Source organism: Hyphobacterium sp., assembly GCF_965228115.1.
In the GTDB taxonomy this organism is placed as follows: Bacteria; Pseudomonadota; Alphaproteobacteria; order Caulobacterales; family Maricaulaceae; genus Hyphobacterium.
Genome location: NZ_OZ245794.1, coordinates 38954 through 53600 on the forward strand (window position 1 = coordinate 38954; position 14647 = coordinate 53600).

Here is a 14647-nt window from a genome sequence, read left to right on the forward strand (position 1 = left end):
CGGCTTTTCGGTTTCGCGTCAATGCTAACGCGGGGAGAACCGCTCCAAAGCCTCCACATCCTGCTTCATCAACGCATCGGACGCTTCAGCGATTTTCTCCACCGGCCAGTCCCACCAGGCGACGTCCAGGAGACGCGCAATATCCGCTTCCTGCAGGCGGTATTTGACGATTTTCGCGGGATTGCCGGCCACGATGGCGTAGGGCGGCACATCTGAAGTCACGACCGCCTTGGTCGCGATGATAGCGCCATGGCCGACCGTCACACCCGGCAATATCGTGGCATCCCAGCCGATCCAAACATCATGTCCGATATCGATCCCGCCCTTATTAGGCCATGCGCCCGGATCGGGCGCGCCGAAGCCGTCACCGAAAATCGGGAAGGGATAGGTCGACAGCCGGTCGGCAAAGTGATTGCCACCATTCAAAACAAAGCTCGCACCATGCGCAATGGAGCAGAACTTACCGATGACCAGACGGTCCTCGACGAAGTCAAAGGCGTATTTGATGTTTTCGGGAAAGCTTTCCGGGTCATCGAAGGAATGGAAATAGGAATACTCCCTGGCCTCGGCCTTGGGGTGGTCTTTCAAAAGCGGTTTCAGGAAAACGATGGACGGTGCGCCTTCAACGGGGCGCAAGAGATCGGGCGACAAGGGCATGAGCGGCCTTTTGCATTTGCGTGGATCAACAAGTGGCAAGTGGGCGCACTAAATCATGGGCCAGTCTCCGAGCAGGACGCACGGTCTAGCCAAGGCGGCGCGGGATGTCCAAAAATAAATGGGCCGCAAGCACAGGGACAGGGAGTGCTTGCGGCCCACAACAGTCCCTTATTCAGGGGATATGGCAGGGGGATGCCGGGACTGTCGTTTTCAATTTTCGTTTCGGGCTCCCGGGTGTTTCGCCCCGGTTCGTGTGCCCGACTAATCGCAGATATCGTTACACTCGGCCTATAAATCAAATCGAATTAAATTGACATATGCATCGGAAAAATCGAATTATAGAACATGGCTCAACCGACCCTTAAACAGCTCTCGGCCCTGGTCGCGATTGCCGATACCGGCCTGTTCAAAACGGCCGCGGAAAAGCTCTACATCAGCCAGCCCGCGCTGAGTGAACAGATCAGCCAGCTGGAATACAGGCTGGGTGCTGTTCTGTTGGAGCGGGATCGCCGCGGCGCGCGTTTGACGCCAGTTGGCAGGGAGGTAGCGGCAAGAGCCCGGACCATTCAGCAAAGCGTGGCCGAACTGGGTGATGTGGTCCGATCTGGCCTTGCTAATCTGGGCGGGTTGATCCGCCTCGGTGCGCTGCCCACGCTTGGCCCTTACTTGATGCCTTACATCGTGCCGGTCCTGCATGAACGCTATCCCGACCTCCGGCTCTATGTCCGCGAAGCCTGGGCCGATGCCCTGACCCGCGATGTGATGGCCGGCGAATTTGATTGTGCCCTGACCGTGCTGCCGGGCGGTGCCGGCGGGCTGCACAACGAACCCCTGTTTGAAGAAGCGTTATTTCTTGGGATCGCGCGCGGCGATCCGCTGACGAAACGCAAATCCATCGACAGCCGAGCGCTCGCCGGCCGCAATTTCCTGACGCTGGAAGAAGGCAACCGCCTGACCGACCAGGTGAAAGCTCTGGCCCGCGCGGCGGGTGGAACGCTGCTGGATGATTATCAGGGCACCAGCCTCGACGGCCTACGCCAGATGGTGGGCATGGGTATGGGCGTGTCGGTTTTTCCGCAATTCTATGTGCGTAGCGAGATCGGCAATGATCAGGCGGTTGAGGCGCGGCCGTTAAAGATTGCCGGCGCTCAGCGTCCGGTCAGCCTGATCTGGCGGGCCGGCAGCCCGCGCGCCAAGGACTTCGCCACGCTGGGCGATATCATTGCGGAAACAGCGAGTAATCTGATTGGCGGGGAGTAGGGCCTAACCCACCGGTCCCGTTGGCCCACTCGGTCCAGAAGGCCCGCGCTGTTGCCGCCGGTGCATGAAGGCCAGCTTCTCAAACAGCATCACATCCTGCTCATTTTTCAATAGCGCCCCATGAAGCGGCGGGATCAGCTTGTTCGGATCTTTTTCGGTCAATAGATCCGGGTCGATATCCTCGACCAACAACAGTTTCAGCCAGTCCAGCAATTCAGACGTCGACGGTTTTTTCTTCAGGCCCGGCGCTTCGCGGATCTCGAAAAACCGCTTCAGCGCTTCGGACAAGAGCCGGCCTTTCAGCCCCGGAAAGTGCACCTCGACAATGGCGCGCATCGTCCCTTCATCCGGGAAGGCGATATAGTGGAAGAAGCAGCGGCGCAAAAACGCGTCCGGTAATTCCTTCTCATTGTTCGACGTGATGATGACGATCGGGCGCTGCCTCGCCGCGATGGTTTCGCCGGTCTCGTAGACGTGAAACTCCATCCGGTCGAGTTCGAGCAGAAGGTCATTCGGAAACTCGATATCGGCTTTGTCGATCTCGTCAATCAAAAGCACCGGGCGTTCTTCGGCGACGAAGGCCTGCCACAGCTTACCGCGCTTGATGTAGTTGGAAATGTCCGATACGCGGCCATCGCCCAGCTGGCTGTCGCGCAGGCGGGAGACGGCGTCATACTCATAAAGGCCCTGCTGGGCTTTGGTGGTTGATTTGATATGCCATTCCAGGAGCGGCGCACCGGTGGCGAGCGCGACCTGCCGGGCCAGTTCTGTCTTGCCGGTGCCGGGTTCTCCCTTGACCAGCAAAGGCCGCTCCAGCGCGATGGCCGCATTCACCGCCGCCTGCAGCTCGCCATCGGCGACATATTTATCCGTGCCCTCAAAACGCATGATCAACCCGCTCCCGCTTTCTCAACGGAAAGCATAGGGCGCATGGCGGAGCGGTAAAGCGTGGCAGGCCGTTTACGTTGGGTGTAAGGGGCGGGAGCCTAGAACTCGTAGCGCTCGTGCGATTGCAGGTGCAACGTATAGGCGGCATCGCCCAGACCATTGATGTTCCGCTCAGAGGTCAACTCGCCGACGACCCAGACCGGATCCCACATCTGTTCAATCTCGACCGGCTCTTCGCTGGTCACATAAACAATCTGGTTTGGCGGCGGGGGCGGGGTATGCACGCAAGCGCCAAAATACGGCACCAGAAGGAATTCCTGGATCGTGCCGCCCACATCATAATGCAGCGGCAGAATGAAGCCCGGCATGCGGATCGTCCGGCCCACCAGGCCGGCTTCCACATTGAAGGTTCCGATCTGCGGCATCTGCCCGCCGAAATGGTCAATCCCCATAATGCCATTGGCCATGCGATACAGCTCTTCAATGCGAGCCATTTCGCCGTCCGGAAGGAGATGATCCCAGTTGATCGTGGTCACACCGTTTTCGTCCGGCTCCGGCAGATCATCACGCGGCGGGATGGATTGTGCTTCTTGCGATGCGGCAGCGTCATCTTGAGCCAGTGCAGGGGCTGTCAGTCCGGCAGATGCCAGGACAAACAAGGTAAGAGCAAGAAAAGCGCGGATCATCGTCAAGCAACTCCAAGCACAGACATTTCCAATTCGCCGGTCTTATAACCGGATCGACAAACCGTCCGACAGCGCATTTCTCAGCGCTCGGATGGCAGGCCAGACGCCCATCAGCGCGCCAGCCAAGGGCATCAACACCAGAATGTAGGCCTCTTCAGGGCCAAAACCAGGCGGCAGACTAATGCCATAACGCTGGGAAATCATCGCCCCGATTGCCGCAAAGGCCAGATTTGCAATCACAATTCCGATAGCGGCCGCCACCAAAGCCACAACAGCGGCTTCCAGCAGCAATAATCCGAAGATATCCGATGGCCGCGCACCGGCGGCGCGCAAGACCGCCATTTCGCGGCGGCGCTCATTAATGCTGGACGACAGGGCGGTGAGAATGCCGGTCAGGCCGACCAGAATGACCAGGATCGAGATCGCCGCAAAGGCGCGCTCGGCCACGCTGATAACTTCCCAAAGCTGGCTCAAGGCCACGCCGGGCATGATCGCGGTCAGGGCTTCGCCGCGATAGGTGTTGATCTGCCGCTGCAAGGTCAGGATCTGAATGGGTGAGCTGACCCCCACAAAGACGGCGGTGACGCTTTCGGGCGTCAGATTGTCTGGCGGATTTGCGGCGAGCGCCTCGGCACTGGGCGCCATGCCCGATTGCCAGCCCACATGGATCAGTTCGATCGCTTCCAGTGAGACGTGCAAGGACCGGTCAACAGGGGTGCCCGTGGGAGCGAGAATGCCGACCACCCGGAAATTATGCCCGGTGTGCTCCGCAAAACTGACCTCGCCAATGCCGTGCGAAAGGGTCAGCTCGCTGCCCAGCGCATAGTCCAGCTGGCGGGCAATTTCCGCGCCGATCACAACATCATAAATGCCATCAAGCCGCTGTCCTTCCGCGAAAGACAGGCTTTGATTCCGGCCATAACCATAATGATCGAAATAGGCTGCGGTGGTGCCCACCACCCGATAGCCGCGATGACTGTCGCCAAGCGAGATCGGGACCGCCCAGTCGACATTGGGCGCGGTTGAGATCAGCTCATAGCTATCCCAGCTGATATTGGCCGTCGGATCGCCCAGCCGGAACACCGAATACAGCAAGAGATTCACCGACCCGCCGCGCGCCCCGACAATCAGATCCGTTCCGGAAATAGTGGAGTTGAAGCTCTCCCGCACGCCATCGCGGATCTTCTCCACGCCGAGGAATAACGTCACAGACAGGATGATCGACAGCATGGTCAGCGCAATCGACACCTTGCGGTTGGCCAGGCTCTTTACCGCCAGGAGGAGGAGCGGAAATCTCATACCGACACCTTCTGGCGGTTGATTTCGCGCAGATCGATCGAGCGCTGAAAGCGGGTGGCCAGCGTTGTGTCATGACTAACGAATAAAAGCGCAGCGCCGGACTTTTCGCATTCATCCGACAACAGCTTCAAGAATGCATCCCGCGCATCGCTATCCAGGGCAGACGTGGGTTCATCCGCGATGACAAGACCGGGCTTCCCAATGAGGGCCCGGGCCGCTGCCACGCGCTGTTGCTGGCCCACACTCAGTGCCAGGGACGGGCGATTGATCTGGTCATCATTAAGCCCCAGCGTATGCAACAGTCTCACGGCTTCATCGCGGACAGACCGGCCCTCCTGTTCAACGCGCCTTTTCCGGGCCGGTGAGAAGAAAGTCGGCAGAACGACATTCTCGGCCGGGCTGAGATAGGGCACCAGATTAAAGAGCTGGAAGATCACGCCGAGATGTTCGGCGCGGAAAGCGTCGCGCCTGGCTGCGGCCAGGGCATCGACCCGTTTGCCCAGCACTTCAATTTCGCCGGTTTGCGGCGGTGTGACCCCCGCGATCAGCCCCAGAAACGTGCTCTTGCCCGACCCGCTGGGTCCAACCAGCAAGGCGCGTTCGCCTTCACCAAGCGTGAAGTCGGGAATATCCAACAGGGGTTGGCGCGCGTCCCAGGCAAATTCCAGGCCGCGCACGCGAATAGCGGCAGTACTCATCAGGGCAGGCGGACACTCGTTTGCGATGGCGTGAGTTCAAACCCGGTCTGACGGTCGGTGTCAACAAATACGCCGTCGATATTTTCCAAACGCGGGAACGCCTCGAACAGCGTGGTCTCGATCTCGTTTATTTCTCCCGGATTGGTGCATTCGAACACATATCGAATTTCAAAATCCTGATGGCCGTGATCCTCGTGGTGATCGTGATCGCCATGACCATGATCATGGTCCCGCATCTTGTTGTTATCATGGTGATGATCATCATGCCCGTGATCATCACGATCGTGCTCGTCGTGATGATGATCGTCATGTGAATGGTCATCATGGTTGTGATCGTCATCCAGGCCGTGATGGCTATCGTGGAGATCGGCACCCGTATTGATGAGTACGTCAACCAACTCACAGCCTGCGCCGGAAGAAAAAGTAACCAGACCGGCGGATTGAAAGCGCGCGACGGCCGCATCAATAGCGGCCTGTTCTTCATCACTCTGTGCTCCGCGCTCAAATCCCCAGAGCGACTCCGTCGGCACCACAAAAAGCGCTTCGGCATTGCCATTGCCATCGACGCCAATCGTCAGCGTTCCATGGCCGTGAACATGGACTTCGCCTTGGGTCAGGGCCGTTGCCGCTACCGATACCAAGAGGTGGGTGAAACTCATCTCAGATGTCCTTTTGCGAACAGAATACTTGCCTGGCGTTACAATATAACATAGCTAGCTTACGCCTCGGCAAGAACAACGTCAGCTTACAGGGATGCAATCTATGGCCGATACACCTGCAATCCAGCCCAAGCCCATGGACCCCGCAAACGGTTTCGGGATTGGTGTCTCAACGCTCTGCATTCTGCACTGCCTTGCCACGCCTTTTCTCGCGGCAGCCATACCCGCTGTGGCATGGATAGAAAACGAATGGGCCCACATCATTCTGGCAGGCTTTGCCATCCTGTTTGTGGTTCTCGCCATGCCGAAATGGCCGGGCGGCACATTCGGTCTTGGCCTACGAGTTGTTGGCCTGCTGGCGGTGGCCACGCTGATGGGGGCCGCCTTTGCCGAGATCGGCGAAACCGCAGAGCGGGTGGTCACTGTGATCGCCGCCTCAGTGTTGGCCCTGACCCATATTGTGGGTCATAGCGCAGCGATGCGCCGCGCGCGGGTAGGGGCGGCCTAAGCAAGTCCGTCTCATGAGTGACCAACCGACGTCCCCCGCCCTTGGCGTGTGTCTGGGCGGTTTGCATAATCGCGTCCACGCCCGTCTATCTCGTACTTTATGTGTTCGACCAGTACCGGACCGAAACCATAGAGGTCATGTTGGTTGGCTGGGTTATGATTTGGGGCTTTGTCGCTGTGTTTCACAAATGTGAGAATTGCGGGACTTACGTTTTAATGGATAAGGAAAGCGGCAAGTTGAAAGCGCCGAACCTGCTTTACGCCTTCCATTTTGATTCTTGCCGCCATTGCCGGGTTAGACGCCGCCTCAATCCGTTTTAGTGTTTGGCGTTAATCAAGTGCTTCTGCCGAACATCTAGCTTTCCGTCTTTAACGCCGTAACCGCGTTGCATCGACGCCTGATTGCTGCCGTTTATCTGGCTCGCGCACAGGATGTGTTCTGGGCTCAAGGACCAGATAGTCAATTGTAGGGCAGGTAATCTGGTCGAATTACTTTATGGGCTTACCTGCGCTTCTGAATCATTATGTATTGCTGTGCTAATACAGCAAGTCAGCACGATAGGTTTCTTTTTGGAATGAGCAAGGATGACAGAAAACGTCGGGTCAAAACTGTCACTTCGGTTGAAGCTTACCGGATCATGCATGCCTTCCTGGAATTTCAATGGCGGTTGCGCGGGGCACCTGCCGACTCCCTAGGTGAGCTTGTTTCATCTTCTGCCATGAATGTCCCTGACGTCGTTGCAGACCCGGCGATCTGGCAGGATTGGGAAGAAATCTTTGACGAAATGGCTAAGCAGCCGGGCCAGTGAACCGGACTGGAAACTTCGGACAGTTGGTAGTTTACAACTATCCACCTCTATTGATGTATTAGCACAATGCAATTCTTGAGGGTCTGAGGGTAGTTTTCAAACTCCCCCAACAAGGTCACGAAGTGGCAATTAAACAGTGGCGCTAAGCCGCCTTTTTGTCCTTCACCCGCACCGCCAACTCCGCCGTAATCGCGTTGAGCGGGGCTTCTGAGCCCAACGAATCCCTGCGGCAATCTGTCGGTCCACATCATATTGTGCTGGCGAATAAAAACCCCAAATAAATTATGGTAATTGGTTTGGTTACTGTGTTTGGGAGGGCGATTTGGCAAACTCGACAATGAAAACAGCTTCATCTTCAGATAATGCGTGGGATGCTATCGTCATTGGATCCGGCATTGGCGGCATGGCAGCGGCGTCGGCGCTATCGCAAGTCGGAAACAAGGTGCTTTTGCTGGAACAGCACAAAACACTGGGCGGACTAACGCACAGCTTTTCCAGAAACGGATTCACCTGGGATGTAGGCGTTCACTATCTCAGCTCGATGGCGCCAAAAGACCATATGCGTAAACGGCTCGATTCCGTCTGTGACACCCCGATGGAGTTTGTCTCACTCGGCGCGGTCTATGATTATTTGCACATAGGCGACTCTGAACCCTTGGCGCTTTCGCGGCCCTATGAAGCACAGGAACGCGATCTGAAGGACCGATTTCCAGACGAGACTGAAGCCATCGAAGCCTGGACGATCGCGCTACGTGAAGGCCGTGACGCGCTCATATCATCGTTTGCGGCGCGGGCTTTGCCAGAATCGGCAGGCGACATGTTGGATGATGCGGGCCGCGCCGCCGTTGAGAAATACTGCCGGCCAACCACCAACGAGTTTGTCGCCGGGTTGACAGATAATGCCGAGCTTGCCGCGGCGATGACGGCCCAATGGGGGGATCATGGCGGTCGCCCCAGCAAAGCCAGCCTGGGAATGCATGCCATGATCGCGGGTGCCTACCTGATTTCCGGCTCCTGGTATCCTGCGGGCGGAGCAGCGGCCTATGCGGCGCATATTATCCCTGCGATCACAAAACGCGGAGGGCAAGCGCGCGGCGGTGTTCATGTTGAACAGGTTTTGATCGAAGACGGCATGGCTGTCGGGGTCCGAATCAGCGACGGCGAAGAGATCAGGGCCAAGGCTGTTGTCTCGAACATTGGAGCCCGAGAGACCATCGATAAGCTCTTACCAGAGAATGCCGGTCACGAAGGCTGGCAGGCAGATATCCGTGCTTTGCCCTCCAGCATTGCTCATTTCAACATCTTCCTCGGTTTTGAGGGAGATATCGAAGCAGCCGGGGCCACCAAGGCCAATCACTGGCTCTTCCCTACGGGACAAACAGATGTCGTCTGGACCAATGCGCCAGACGCACCCCCTCCGCAAATGACGGTGGGCTTTGGGTCGTTAAAAAACCCGTCGCATGATCCCGGTCCGAAGCAAAAACACACGGGCCAGCTCATCGTCTGGGCGGATTGGTCGACGGTGGCCAAATGGGCCGATATGCCGCCGGGGAAACGCGGCGAGGATTATGTCGAGTTCAAACGCCGTGCCGAAGAGACGTTGATGAACATGTTCGCGGAACACTTTCCTGAACTCGCGAAAATGGTGGTCTACAGGGAACTTTCAACGCCCCTTTCAACCGTCAGCTTTACTGGTCATCGGCAGGGGGCATTCTATGGCCTAGATGTGACCCCAGATCGCGTCTTCTGTGGAGGTCTGCGCGCTGCAACACCGATTCCCGGCCTATTCTTGTCTGGGCAGGATGTGTGCAGCCCGGGTATTCCGGGAGCGCTCATGGGAGGCATCCTTGCGGCGGCAAGTGTGGATGCGAAAGCGTTTGAGTTTCTGCGGTAGGCATTTCCGCTGATCAGTGGAGTGATTCGGCCAAATGCTTTTGTGCCTGCAAATCGTGTGAGGTGAGAACAACGAGATTGGGTAGCGCATCGCGCAGACCCCGCACCTTTGCATACGTCTCGTGAAGCTGATCGGCATTCCCGGTTCCGGGAACACGATCCTCCCATATCAGATGAGGCTCATAAGCCAGATCGCCCGCCAGCAAGATGGGCGGAATTTCTTCAGAACGGATCAGCAAAGACGTTGAGCCGGGCGTGTGTCCAGGCGTGGGAAGCAAAACCAGGGCACCATCGCCTCTGACATCATGGCAACCGCCAAAGGGTTCCAAAAGCGGGTCAGAGGTGGGTTCAAATCGGACAGGCCGCCAGTTCGCTCCCGGTATTTGAATGTGCTCGCGGAGGATCCATTCGCGTTCCGGGTGCGGTTCGGAAAGTTGCGCCCATTCTGTTTCGCTGACCAGCAATTGGGCATTGGGAATGTCAGCAATGCCTCCAACATGATCGAAATGTAGATGCGAGATCACAGCCTGCTGGACGTCTTGGGGAGCCACGCCGGCAGCCTCAAGCTGGTACCGCAGCGCGTCCTGTCCCTCGATATGAAAGCGGAATATCCGGTGTAGCAGGACCTGACCGATCTTCTGCGCGATGTAGTCGGGGTTGGAATTGATGGCTGGATCCAGGCCGGCATCAAACAAGACGGGCCCTTCCCGGTGGTGGATCAGAAATGACTGTATAGGCAATCGAACCCAGCTTCGCGAAAGCAACACCCACATCAGCCGGGGCATCCAACTGCCAAACCGATGCTCCTTATGCTGTTCGCCCCAGCCGGTGTTAAGAATGTCGATACCGCTGACCGCAGGCGAAGACGCTTGAGCGTTTGACGAAACGGACGTTTCAGTTGGCGTGCTCATAGCTTTGCCTCATACTTTTTCGCGTGGACATTACACGAAAGGTGCTGCCAGGGCGAAGACGGCCTAAGCCGCCTTTTTCGCTTTCACCCGCACCGCCAACTCCGCCGCAATCGCATTGAGCGGCGTGTCCCAGTCGCCGAACCGTTCGCCATGGAAGGTTTTGACGCTGGGATACCAGGGCAGATGATCACTGCCGAGTTTTGACCAGCCGCGCGCTGTGGGCGTGGCGACCAGCGCTTCCCCGCCGACCGCGCAGGTCAAATTGATCGTCGCATTCATGGTGCCGACGACTACATCACAGGCTTTGCCCAGTGCGGCGACGGCATCCAGATCATTCCTCAAATCAATGCCCGATGGCTGATGGATGGTGACACCGAATTCTTTTCCGGCGCGCGCCAGCTCCTCATCCACCTCGCCATATTGCAAATTGACCAACGTAATGCCCGGCACCTCCATGACGGGCCGCCAGGCCTCGAACGCCGAGAAATATTTCAGCCGCTTCGCATTCATTTTCAGGGACTTCCAGAGCAGGCCAACTTTCAGACCAGGCCCGAACCCGGCCAGCACGTCTTGCCAGTGAGCCACTGCGTCTTCATCCGCCGTCAGGAAGCCGGGCTCTGCCGGGAAGGCGTCCGGTGCCGGGCGGAAGGCGCGGCAGGCATTGCCCATGGGAAACCAGAAATCCGCCGGCTCGCGGTCCTTGATAACGCTTTCGGCGATCCGCCAATCTCGGCCTTCGACATTAGCCGAGGCATGCGCACCAATCACAAGGTCGGGAAAAGAGCGCTGAAACAGCGGGATGAGGCGTTTTTCACACGCGATGCGCACTTCGCCTTCGGGGCCGACGGCCTCGATCACGTCCCGCGCTGCATTCATGAACATGATCTCATCGCCAAGACCCTGTTCGCCGACCATGATGACCCGTTTTCCTTTCAGCTGCGCCGGATCAGCGCCATCCCAACGCGGCAGGTCAATCTCGAACAGGGTGGCGTCCTTGTAGTTGGGGTCGAGCCGCACTTCATATTCCGGCCAGCCCTTTTCCAGATCGCCCTTGGCAAGATAGGACAGCGACCGGCCATGGCACATGATCGCCGTGTCCTTGGGGTTGGCCGCATATTCCAGCGCGTGATTGAAAGCGTCGATGGATTTATCCAGCTGACCGGTCAGATCGAAAGCGTAAGCGAGATTGTTCCAGGCCCGGCCAAATTCCGGATTGATCCGCAGGCTCTCCGAATAAAACGTCGCCGCCTGATCGGGTCGCCGGCCTCGATCAGAACCGTGCCCAGCGCATTCCAGAGGTCATAATGATCCGGGTTGGAATAGATGGTGGTGCGCAACAGCTCGATGGCGTCGTCATACTTGCCCTGATCGCGCAGAATACCCGCCAGGTTGATCGTGCCATCCGGATTGCCGGGCAGCATTTGCAAAAACACCCGCAGGAATTTTTCTGCTGCGGGCAACATGTCCAGCTTCCAGGCCGCCATGGAAAGCGATTGATAAATGTCGGGTGAGTTCGGATCTGTGCGATAGGACTTTTCGTAAAATTCCAGGGCCAGCGATAGCCGTCCCAGCTCTTCCAGCGCCACGCCCATCACATGATTGGCCAGCGCGCTCTCCGGATCCATCTCCAGCGCCCGCATGGCCAGCTTGGCGGCTTGCGGTCCATGCCCGGAATGCGACAACTTGACCGAGCGGCGCATGATTTCCGCCATTTTGCGGAGCTTCTTGCGCGCGGCCGGGTCCGCGCGGTCAATCGCGCGCTTGAAATCAGGGCCAGTTTCGACCTTTGCGGCATCGGCCAGATCGCGCTTGGCGGTTTCTTCCGGCTGCGCGAGCAGATCTTCCAGTTTCATTTCCGTCATCGGGTTAAGGGCTCCAGCGGGCACATAGGTGGGCCGAGCAAGGCCTGCTTCGCTTGATGCCGGGTTAACGCGCCCTATCTGCGACCGCCCGTAAGTAAGAGGCCTTAGACATGCTGGAAAACCTGCCGGACAATTTTCGCGCCGTGATCTTTGGTGCGAGCGGCGGAATTGGGGCCGCTTTCCGCCGGGCGCTGGAGGAAGACGGCCGTTGTGCGGCGCTCTATGTCGGCGGCCGGCAATTGCTGGAAGAAGGCGGCAAAACCCGCAGCTTCACATTCGATCTGACCGATGAAGCCAGTATCGCAGCGTCAGCGGAGATGATCGGTGAGGGCGGACAGGTGCATCTGGTGCTGGTGCCGACCGGCATTTTACATGGGAAGGATTTCGGCCCGGAGCGCAGCTGGCGCGAGCTCAATGCGGAAACGATGACGGTTGTGTTTGCCATCAACACGATTGGCCCGGCCCTGATTGCCAAGCACGCACTCGAGCTGCTGCCTCGAGATGAGCCTTCCATCTTCGCGGCACTGTCGGCCCGCGTGGGGTCGATCGGGGACAATAGCCTGGGCGGTTGGCACAGCTATCGGGCGTCCAAAGCCGCGCTCAACATGCTGATCCGCAATTTCTCGATCGAACTGAAACGCAAGAAAAAACAATCGCTTTGCGTCAGCCTCCACCCTGGCACGGTGGATACCGGCCTGTCCGAACCTTTCCAGCGCGGCGTGCCGGAAGGAAAGCTTTTCACACCGGATTATTCCGCCAGGCAGCTCCTGTCCGTCCTGTGCGAATTGACGCCGGATCAGACCGGCCAGTCCTTCGCCTGGGATGGTCAGGTGATTGAATGGTAGCGGGCGCAACGCTTTTTTCACCCTAAGCGGCCTAGCTTGGGACGAACTGGTGATTCCACCGGACCCGAGGGGGAGGTGTATGCCGCTCAAATTATCGCTCAAGCCGGGTGAGAAATTCGTCCTCAATGGCGCCGTCATGCAAAATGGCGATCGCCGGGCGACGCTTGTTCTCCAGAACAAGGCGTCGGTCCTGCGCGAAAAGGATATCATGCATGAGCATGAGGTCGATACGCCGGCCAAGCGCGTCTACTTCCCGATTATGGTAATGTATCTATCTGAAAAGACAGATGATAAGGCTTATGATGAATTCGTCCTGCGGATGACAGAATTCATGAATGCCATCTCTGCGCCAGACGTTCTGCAAAACTGCGTCGCGGTGTCCCGCGATGTCATGGCGGGCGAGTATTACAAGGCGCTGATCCGCTGCCGCAAACTCATCGCATATGAAGACGAGAGGCTGAAGGGTGGGACTTAACGCTTATCAAACTGCCGCCACGCGGTCGGAAGACCCGCGGGCGACGGAATATCGCCTGTTTGCTCAAGTGACGCGCGCCCTGATGGACGCGGACGATGCTGATGCGCTGGACGTGAAAACCAAAGCCGAGGCGTTGGACTGGAATCGCCGCGTGTGGAGTGCCTTTGCGCTCGATTGCGCGGAAGCCAATAATCAGCTGCCGGAACAGCTGCGCGCCTCGATCATCTCGCTCTCGATCTTCGTGTCTAAACACTCTTCCTCTGTTATGCGCGACGGCGCGGACATGGAAATCCTGATCGATATCAACAAGACGATCATGCAGGGCCTTGCCCCGCAAAGCGGGCCAGCGGCGGGGTAGGGTTCAGGCCGCCTTTTCGATCCGTGCTATTGAGCCCGTTTTCGCTGTCTTCTTTGCGGCGGCCAGATCATGCGACGCCTGCATTCGCAGCAAAGTTGCAGCCGAAACGCCGAAAGCCTTCTCAAACCGTAGCGCCATATCCGGTGACAAGGCCGCCTTGCCATTCAATAGATTGCTAAGCGCGACCCGGCTGACTTGCAGATGCTCGGCGGTCTGGCTGACATTCAGACCGAAAGGTTCGACAATGTTCCGCCGCAGCCAGGGGCCAGGATGGACCGCCAGAGTGTCATGCAGCTTGATGGTCATCAGTGATAATCCTCCAGATCGAGATCGGCGATGGCTTGATCATTGATCTTCACAAAGGTCAGGCGCCAGTTCTTCGTGACCGTCATCGCATAACTGCCTTTCCGGTCGCCCTTGAGGGCATGGAAACCGAAATTCGGCGGGATGCTCAATTCTTCAAAATTTCCAGCTGCGTCGATATAGGCGATCATGTCGATCAAGCGTTCCGGCTCAATCAATCCTTTGGTTTTTCCCGCCTCAACCAAACGCCTCAGCTCCTTGTGGCGGATGGTTCGTATTTCCATGCGGGTGTATAGTCATACTGTACACTCGATGTCAAGCCAAGCTTTACAGAAAATTGGTATAGGGAACACTGTTTTTCAGCTAGGCTAAATCCGCCCGGTCGGCAGTCTTTGCCCGCCGAATTGACACTGCGGGTCTTGCTGGCATCTAATTGAATATTAAAAAACATCATAAATTCAACGAAATAAAACAAGAATTACGCGCGCCATCTTGGCGCGATTCTTGCGCCTCCGTGCGCAGGACAAAACGTCCTGG

Annotated in this window: 18 protein-coding genes; 7 read left to right on the forward strand and 11 right to left on the reverse strand. The window is 57.6% G+C overall.

Annotation, left to right across the window (positions count from 1 at the left end; genetic code table 11):
* Window positions 1-24: 24 nt before the first annotated feature.
* The gene (locus ACO079_RS00635; RefSeq protein ID WP_421791018.1) at window positions 25-657 is read right to left on the reverse strand and encodes a CatB-related O-acetyltransferase; all 633 of its coding nucleotides are present in this window, start codon (window positions 655-657) and stop codon (window positions 25-27) included.
* A gap of 345 nt (window positions 658-1002) precedes the next feature.
* Here ACO079_RS00635 and ACO079_RS00640 point away from each other — a divergent pair, with 345 nt between their 5' ends.
* Complete coding sequence (locus tag ACO079_RS00640; protein ID WP_421791020.1) at window positions 1003-1917, forward strand: hydrogen peroxide-inducible genes activator; 915 nt, start codon at window positions 1003-1005, stop codon at window positions 1915-1917.
* Window positions 1918-1920: 3 nt separating this feature from the next.
* Here ACO079_RS00640 and ACO079_RS00645 read toward each other — a convergent pair whose 3' ends face one another.
* From ACO079_RS00645 to ACO079_RS00665, 5 genes are all read right to left on the reverse strand, one after another.
* Window positions 1921-2805, reverse strand: coding sequence for an AAA family ATPase (locus ACO079_RS00645; RefSeq protein ID WP_421791022.1), 885 nt, complete (start codon window positions 2803-2805; stop codon window positions 1921-1923).
* A gap of 98 nt (window positions 2806-2903) precedes the next feature.
* Window positions 2904-3491 (reverse strand): DUF3299 domain-containing protein, encoded by a 588-nt coding sequence (locus tag ACO079_RS00650; protein WP_421791023.1) that lies wholly within the window; start codon window positions 3489-3491, stop codon window positions 2904-2906.
* A gap of 42 nt (window positions 3492-3533) precedes the next feature.
* Complete coding sequence (locus ACO079_RS00655; RefSeq protein WP_421791025.1) at window positions 3534-4790, reverse strand: ABC transporter permease; 1257 nt, start codon at window positions 4788-4790, stop codon at window positions 3534-3536.
* Entirely contained in the window at window positions 4787-5488 is a 702-nt protein-coding gene (locus tag ACO079_RS00660; protein ID WP_421791027.1) for an ATP-binding cassette domain-containing protein, read from the reverse strand. Before ACO079_RS00660 ends, ACO079_RS00655 begins: the two co-directional genes overlap by 4 nt.
* Window positions 5488-6147, reverse strand: a complete 660-nt coding sequence (locus ACO079_RS00665; protein WP_421791028.1) for a ZrgA family zinc uptake protein — start codon at window positions 6145-6147, stop codon at window positions 5488-5490. The genes ACO079_RS00660 and ACO079_RS00665 overlap by 1 nt, the downstream gene beginning before the upstream one ends.
* 103 nt (window positions 6148-6250) lie before the next feature.
* Between ACO079_RS00665 and ACO079_RS00670 the strand changes: the two genes are divergently transcribed.
* The 3 genes from ACO079_RS00670 (at window position 6251) to ACO079_RS00680 (ending at window position 9357) form a co-directional block, all read left to right on the forward strand.
* Window positions 6251-6655, forward strand: a complete 405-nt coding sequence (locus ACO079_RS00670; RefSeq protein ID WP_421791030.1) for a MerC domain-containing protein — start codon at window positions 6251-6253, stop codon at window positions 6653-6655.
* A gap of 574 nt (window positions 6656-7229) precedes the next feature.
* Window positions 7230-7463 carry a hypothetical protein gene (locus ACO079_RS00675; RefSeq protein ID WP_421791031.1) on the forward strand — a complete coding sequence of 78 codons (234 nt, stop codon included), beginning with the start codon at window positions 7230-7232 and terminating at the stop codon, window positions 7461-7463.
* A 337-nt stretch (window positions 7464-7800) separates the two neighbouring features.
* The gene (locus ACO079_RS00680) at window positions 7801-9357 is read left to right on the forward strand and encodes a phytoene desaturase family protein (protein WP_421791032.1); all 1557 of its coding nucleotides are present in this window, start codon (window positions 7801-7803) and stop codon (window positions 9355-9357) included.
* Between the two features lie 13 nt (window positions 9358-9370).
* Here ACO079_RS00680 and ACO079_RS00685 read toward each other — a convergent pair whose 3' ends face one another.
* The 3 genes from ACO079_RS00685 to ACO079_RS00695 all read right to left on the reverse strand — a co-directional run bounded on the left by ACO079_RS00685 (window position 9371) and on the right by ACO079_RS00695 (window position 12129).
* Window positions 9371-10267 (reverse strand): N-acyl homoserine lactonase family protein, encoded by an 897-nt coding sequence (locus tag ACO079_RS00685; protein ID WP_421791034.1) that lies wholly within the window; start codon window positions 10265-10267, stop codon window positions 9371-9373.
* A gap of 63 nt (window positions 10268-10330) precedes the next feature.
* Window positions 10331-11353: a hypothetical protein gene (locus tag ACO079_RS00690; RefSeq protein ID WP_421791036.1), complete on the reverse strand. Its 1023-nt coding sequence runs from the start codon at window positions 11351-11353 to the stop codon at window positions 10331-10333.
* 77 nt (window positions 11354-11430) lie between these two features.
* Window positions 11431-12129 (reverse strand): tetratricopeptide repeat protein, encoded by a 699-nt coding sequence (locus ACO079_RS00695; RefSeq protein WP_421791037.1) that lies wholly within the window; start codon window positions 12127-12129, stop codon window positions 11431-11433.
* Window positions 12130-12239: 110 nt separating this feature from the next.
* Between ACO079_RS00695 and ACO079_RS00700 the strand changes: the two genes are divergently transcribed.
* The 3 genes from ACO079_RS00700 to flaF all read left to right on the forward strand — a co-directional run bounded on the left by ACO079_RS00700 (window position 12240) and on the right by flaF (window position 13807).
* Window positions 12240-12974, forward strand: a complete 735-nt coding sequence (locus tag ACO079_RS00700) for an SDR family NAD(P)-dependent oxidoreductase (protein ID WP_421791038.1) — start codon at window positions 12240-12242, stop codon at window positions 12972-12974.
* A gap of 79 nt (window positions 12975-13053) precedes the next feature.
* Window positions 13054-13449 carry a flagellar biosynthesis repressor FlbT gene (gene flbT / locus ACO079_RS00705; protein WP_421791039.1) on the forward strand — a complete coding sequence of 132 codons (396 nt, stop codon included), beginning with the start codon at window positions 13054-13056 and terminating at the stop codon, window positions 13447-13449.
* Entirely contained in the window at window positions 13439-13807 is a 369-nt protein-coding gene (gene flaF / locus ACO079_RS00710) for a flagellar biosynthesis regulator FlaF (RefSeq protein ID WP_421791040.1), read from the forward strand. Before flbT ends, flaF begins: the two co-directional genes overlap by 11 nt.
* Window positions 13808-13810: 3 nt before the next feature.
* Here flaF and ACO079_RS00715 read toward each other — a convergent pair whose 3' ends face one another.
* The gene (locus tag ACO079_RS00715) at window positions 13811-14113 is read right to left on the reverse strand and encodes a HigA family addiction module antitoxin (RefSeq protein ID WP_421791042.1); all 303 of its coding nucleotides are present in this window, start codon (window positions 14111-14113) and stop codon (window positions 13811-13813) included.
* The gene (locus ACO079_RS00720; RefSeq protein WP_421791044.1) at window positions 14113-14394 is read right to left on the reverse strand and encodes a type II toxin-antitoxin system RelE/ParE family toxin; all 282 of its coding nucleotides are present in this window, start codon (window positions 14392-14394) and stop codon (window positions 14113-14115) included. Before ACO079_RS00720 ends, ACO079_RS00715 begins: the two co-directional genes overlap by 1 nt.
* Window positions 14395-14647: the final 253 nt, after the last annotated feature.

Bases quoted from the DNA above. Each gene is read 5' to 3' on its own strand.
- ACO079_RS00635 (WP_421791018.1), bottom strand. From the start codon at position 657: ATGCCCTTGTCGCCCGATCTCTTGCGCCCCGTTGAAGGCGCACCGTCC.
- ACO079_RS00680 (WP_421791032.1), top strand. From the start codon at position 7,801: ATGAAAACAGCTTCATCTTCAGATAATGCGTGGGATGCTATCGTCATT.
- ACO079_RS00645 (WP_421791022.1), bottom strand. From the start codon at position 2,805: ATGCGTTTTGAGGGCACGGATAAATATGTCGCCGATGGCGAGCTGCAG.
- ACO079_RS00720 (WP_421791044.1), bottom strand. From the start codon at position 14,394: ATGGAAATACGAACCATCCGCCACAAGGAGCTGAGGCGTTTGGTTGAG.
- ACO079_RS00640 (WP_421791020.1), top strand. From the start codon at position 1,003: ATGGCTCAACCGACCCTTAAACAGCTCTCGGCCCTGGTCGCGATTGCC.
- ACO079_RS00650 (WP_421791023.1), bottom strand. From the start codon at position 3,491: ATGATCCGCGCTTTTCTTGCTCTTACCTTGTTTGTCCTGGCATCTGCC.
- ACO079_RS00715 (WP_421791042.1), bottom strand. From the start codon at position 14,113: ATGACCATCAAGCTGCATGACACTCTGGCGGTCCATCCTGGCCCCTGG.
- ACO079_RS00675 (WP_421791031.1), top strand. From the start codon at position 7,230: ATGAGCAAGGATGACAGAAAACGTCGGGTCAAAACTGTCACTTCGGTT.
- ACO079_RS00660 (WP_421791027.1), bottom strand. From the start codon at position 5,488: ATGAGTACTGCCGCTATTCGCGTGCGCGGCCTGGAATTTGCCTGGGAC.
- ACO079_RS00695 (WP_421791037.1), bottom strand. From the start codon at position 12,129: ATGACGGAAATGAAACTGGAAGATCTGCTCGCGCAGCCGGAAGAAACC.
- ACO079_RS00700 (WP_421791038.1), top strand. From the start codon at position 12,240: ATGCTGGAAAACCTGCCGGACAATTTTCGCGCCGTGATCTTTGGTGCG.
- ACO079_RS00690 (WP_421791036.1), bottom strand. From the start codon at position 11,353: ATGTGCCATGGCCGGTCGCTGTCCTATCTTGCCAAGGGCGATCTGGAA.
- ACO079_RS00670 (WP_421791030.1), top strand. From the start codon at position 6,251: ATGGCCGATACACCTGCAATCCAGCCCAAGCCCATGGACCCCGCAAAC.
- ACO079_RS00655 (WP_421791025.1), bottom strand. From the start codon at position 4,790: ATGAGATTTCCGCTCCTCCTCCTGGCGGTAAAGAGCCTGGCCAACCGC.
- flbT (WP_421791039.1), top strand. From the start codon at position 13,054: ATGCCGCTCAAATTATCGCTCAAGCCGGGTGAGAAATTCGTCCTCAAT.
- ACO079_RS00685 (WP_421791034.1), bottom strand. From the start codon at position 10,267: ATGAGCACGCCAACTGAAACGTCCGTTTCGTCAAACGCTCAAGCGTCT.
- ACO079_RS00665 (WP_421791028.1), bottom strand. From the start codon at position 6,147: ATGAGTTTCACCCACCTCTTGGTATCGGTAGCGGCAACGGCCCTGACC.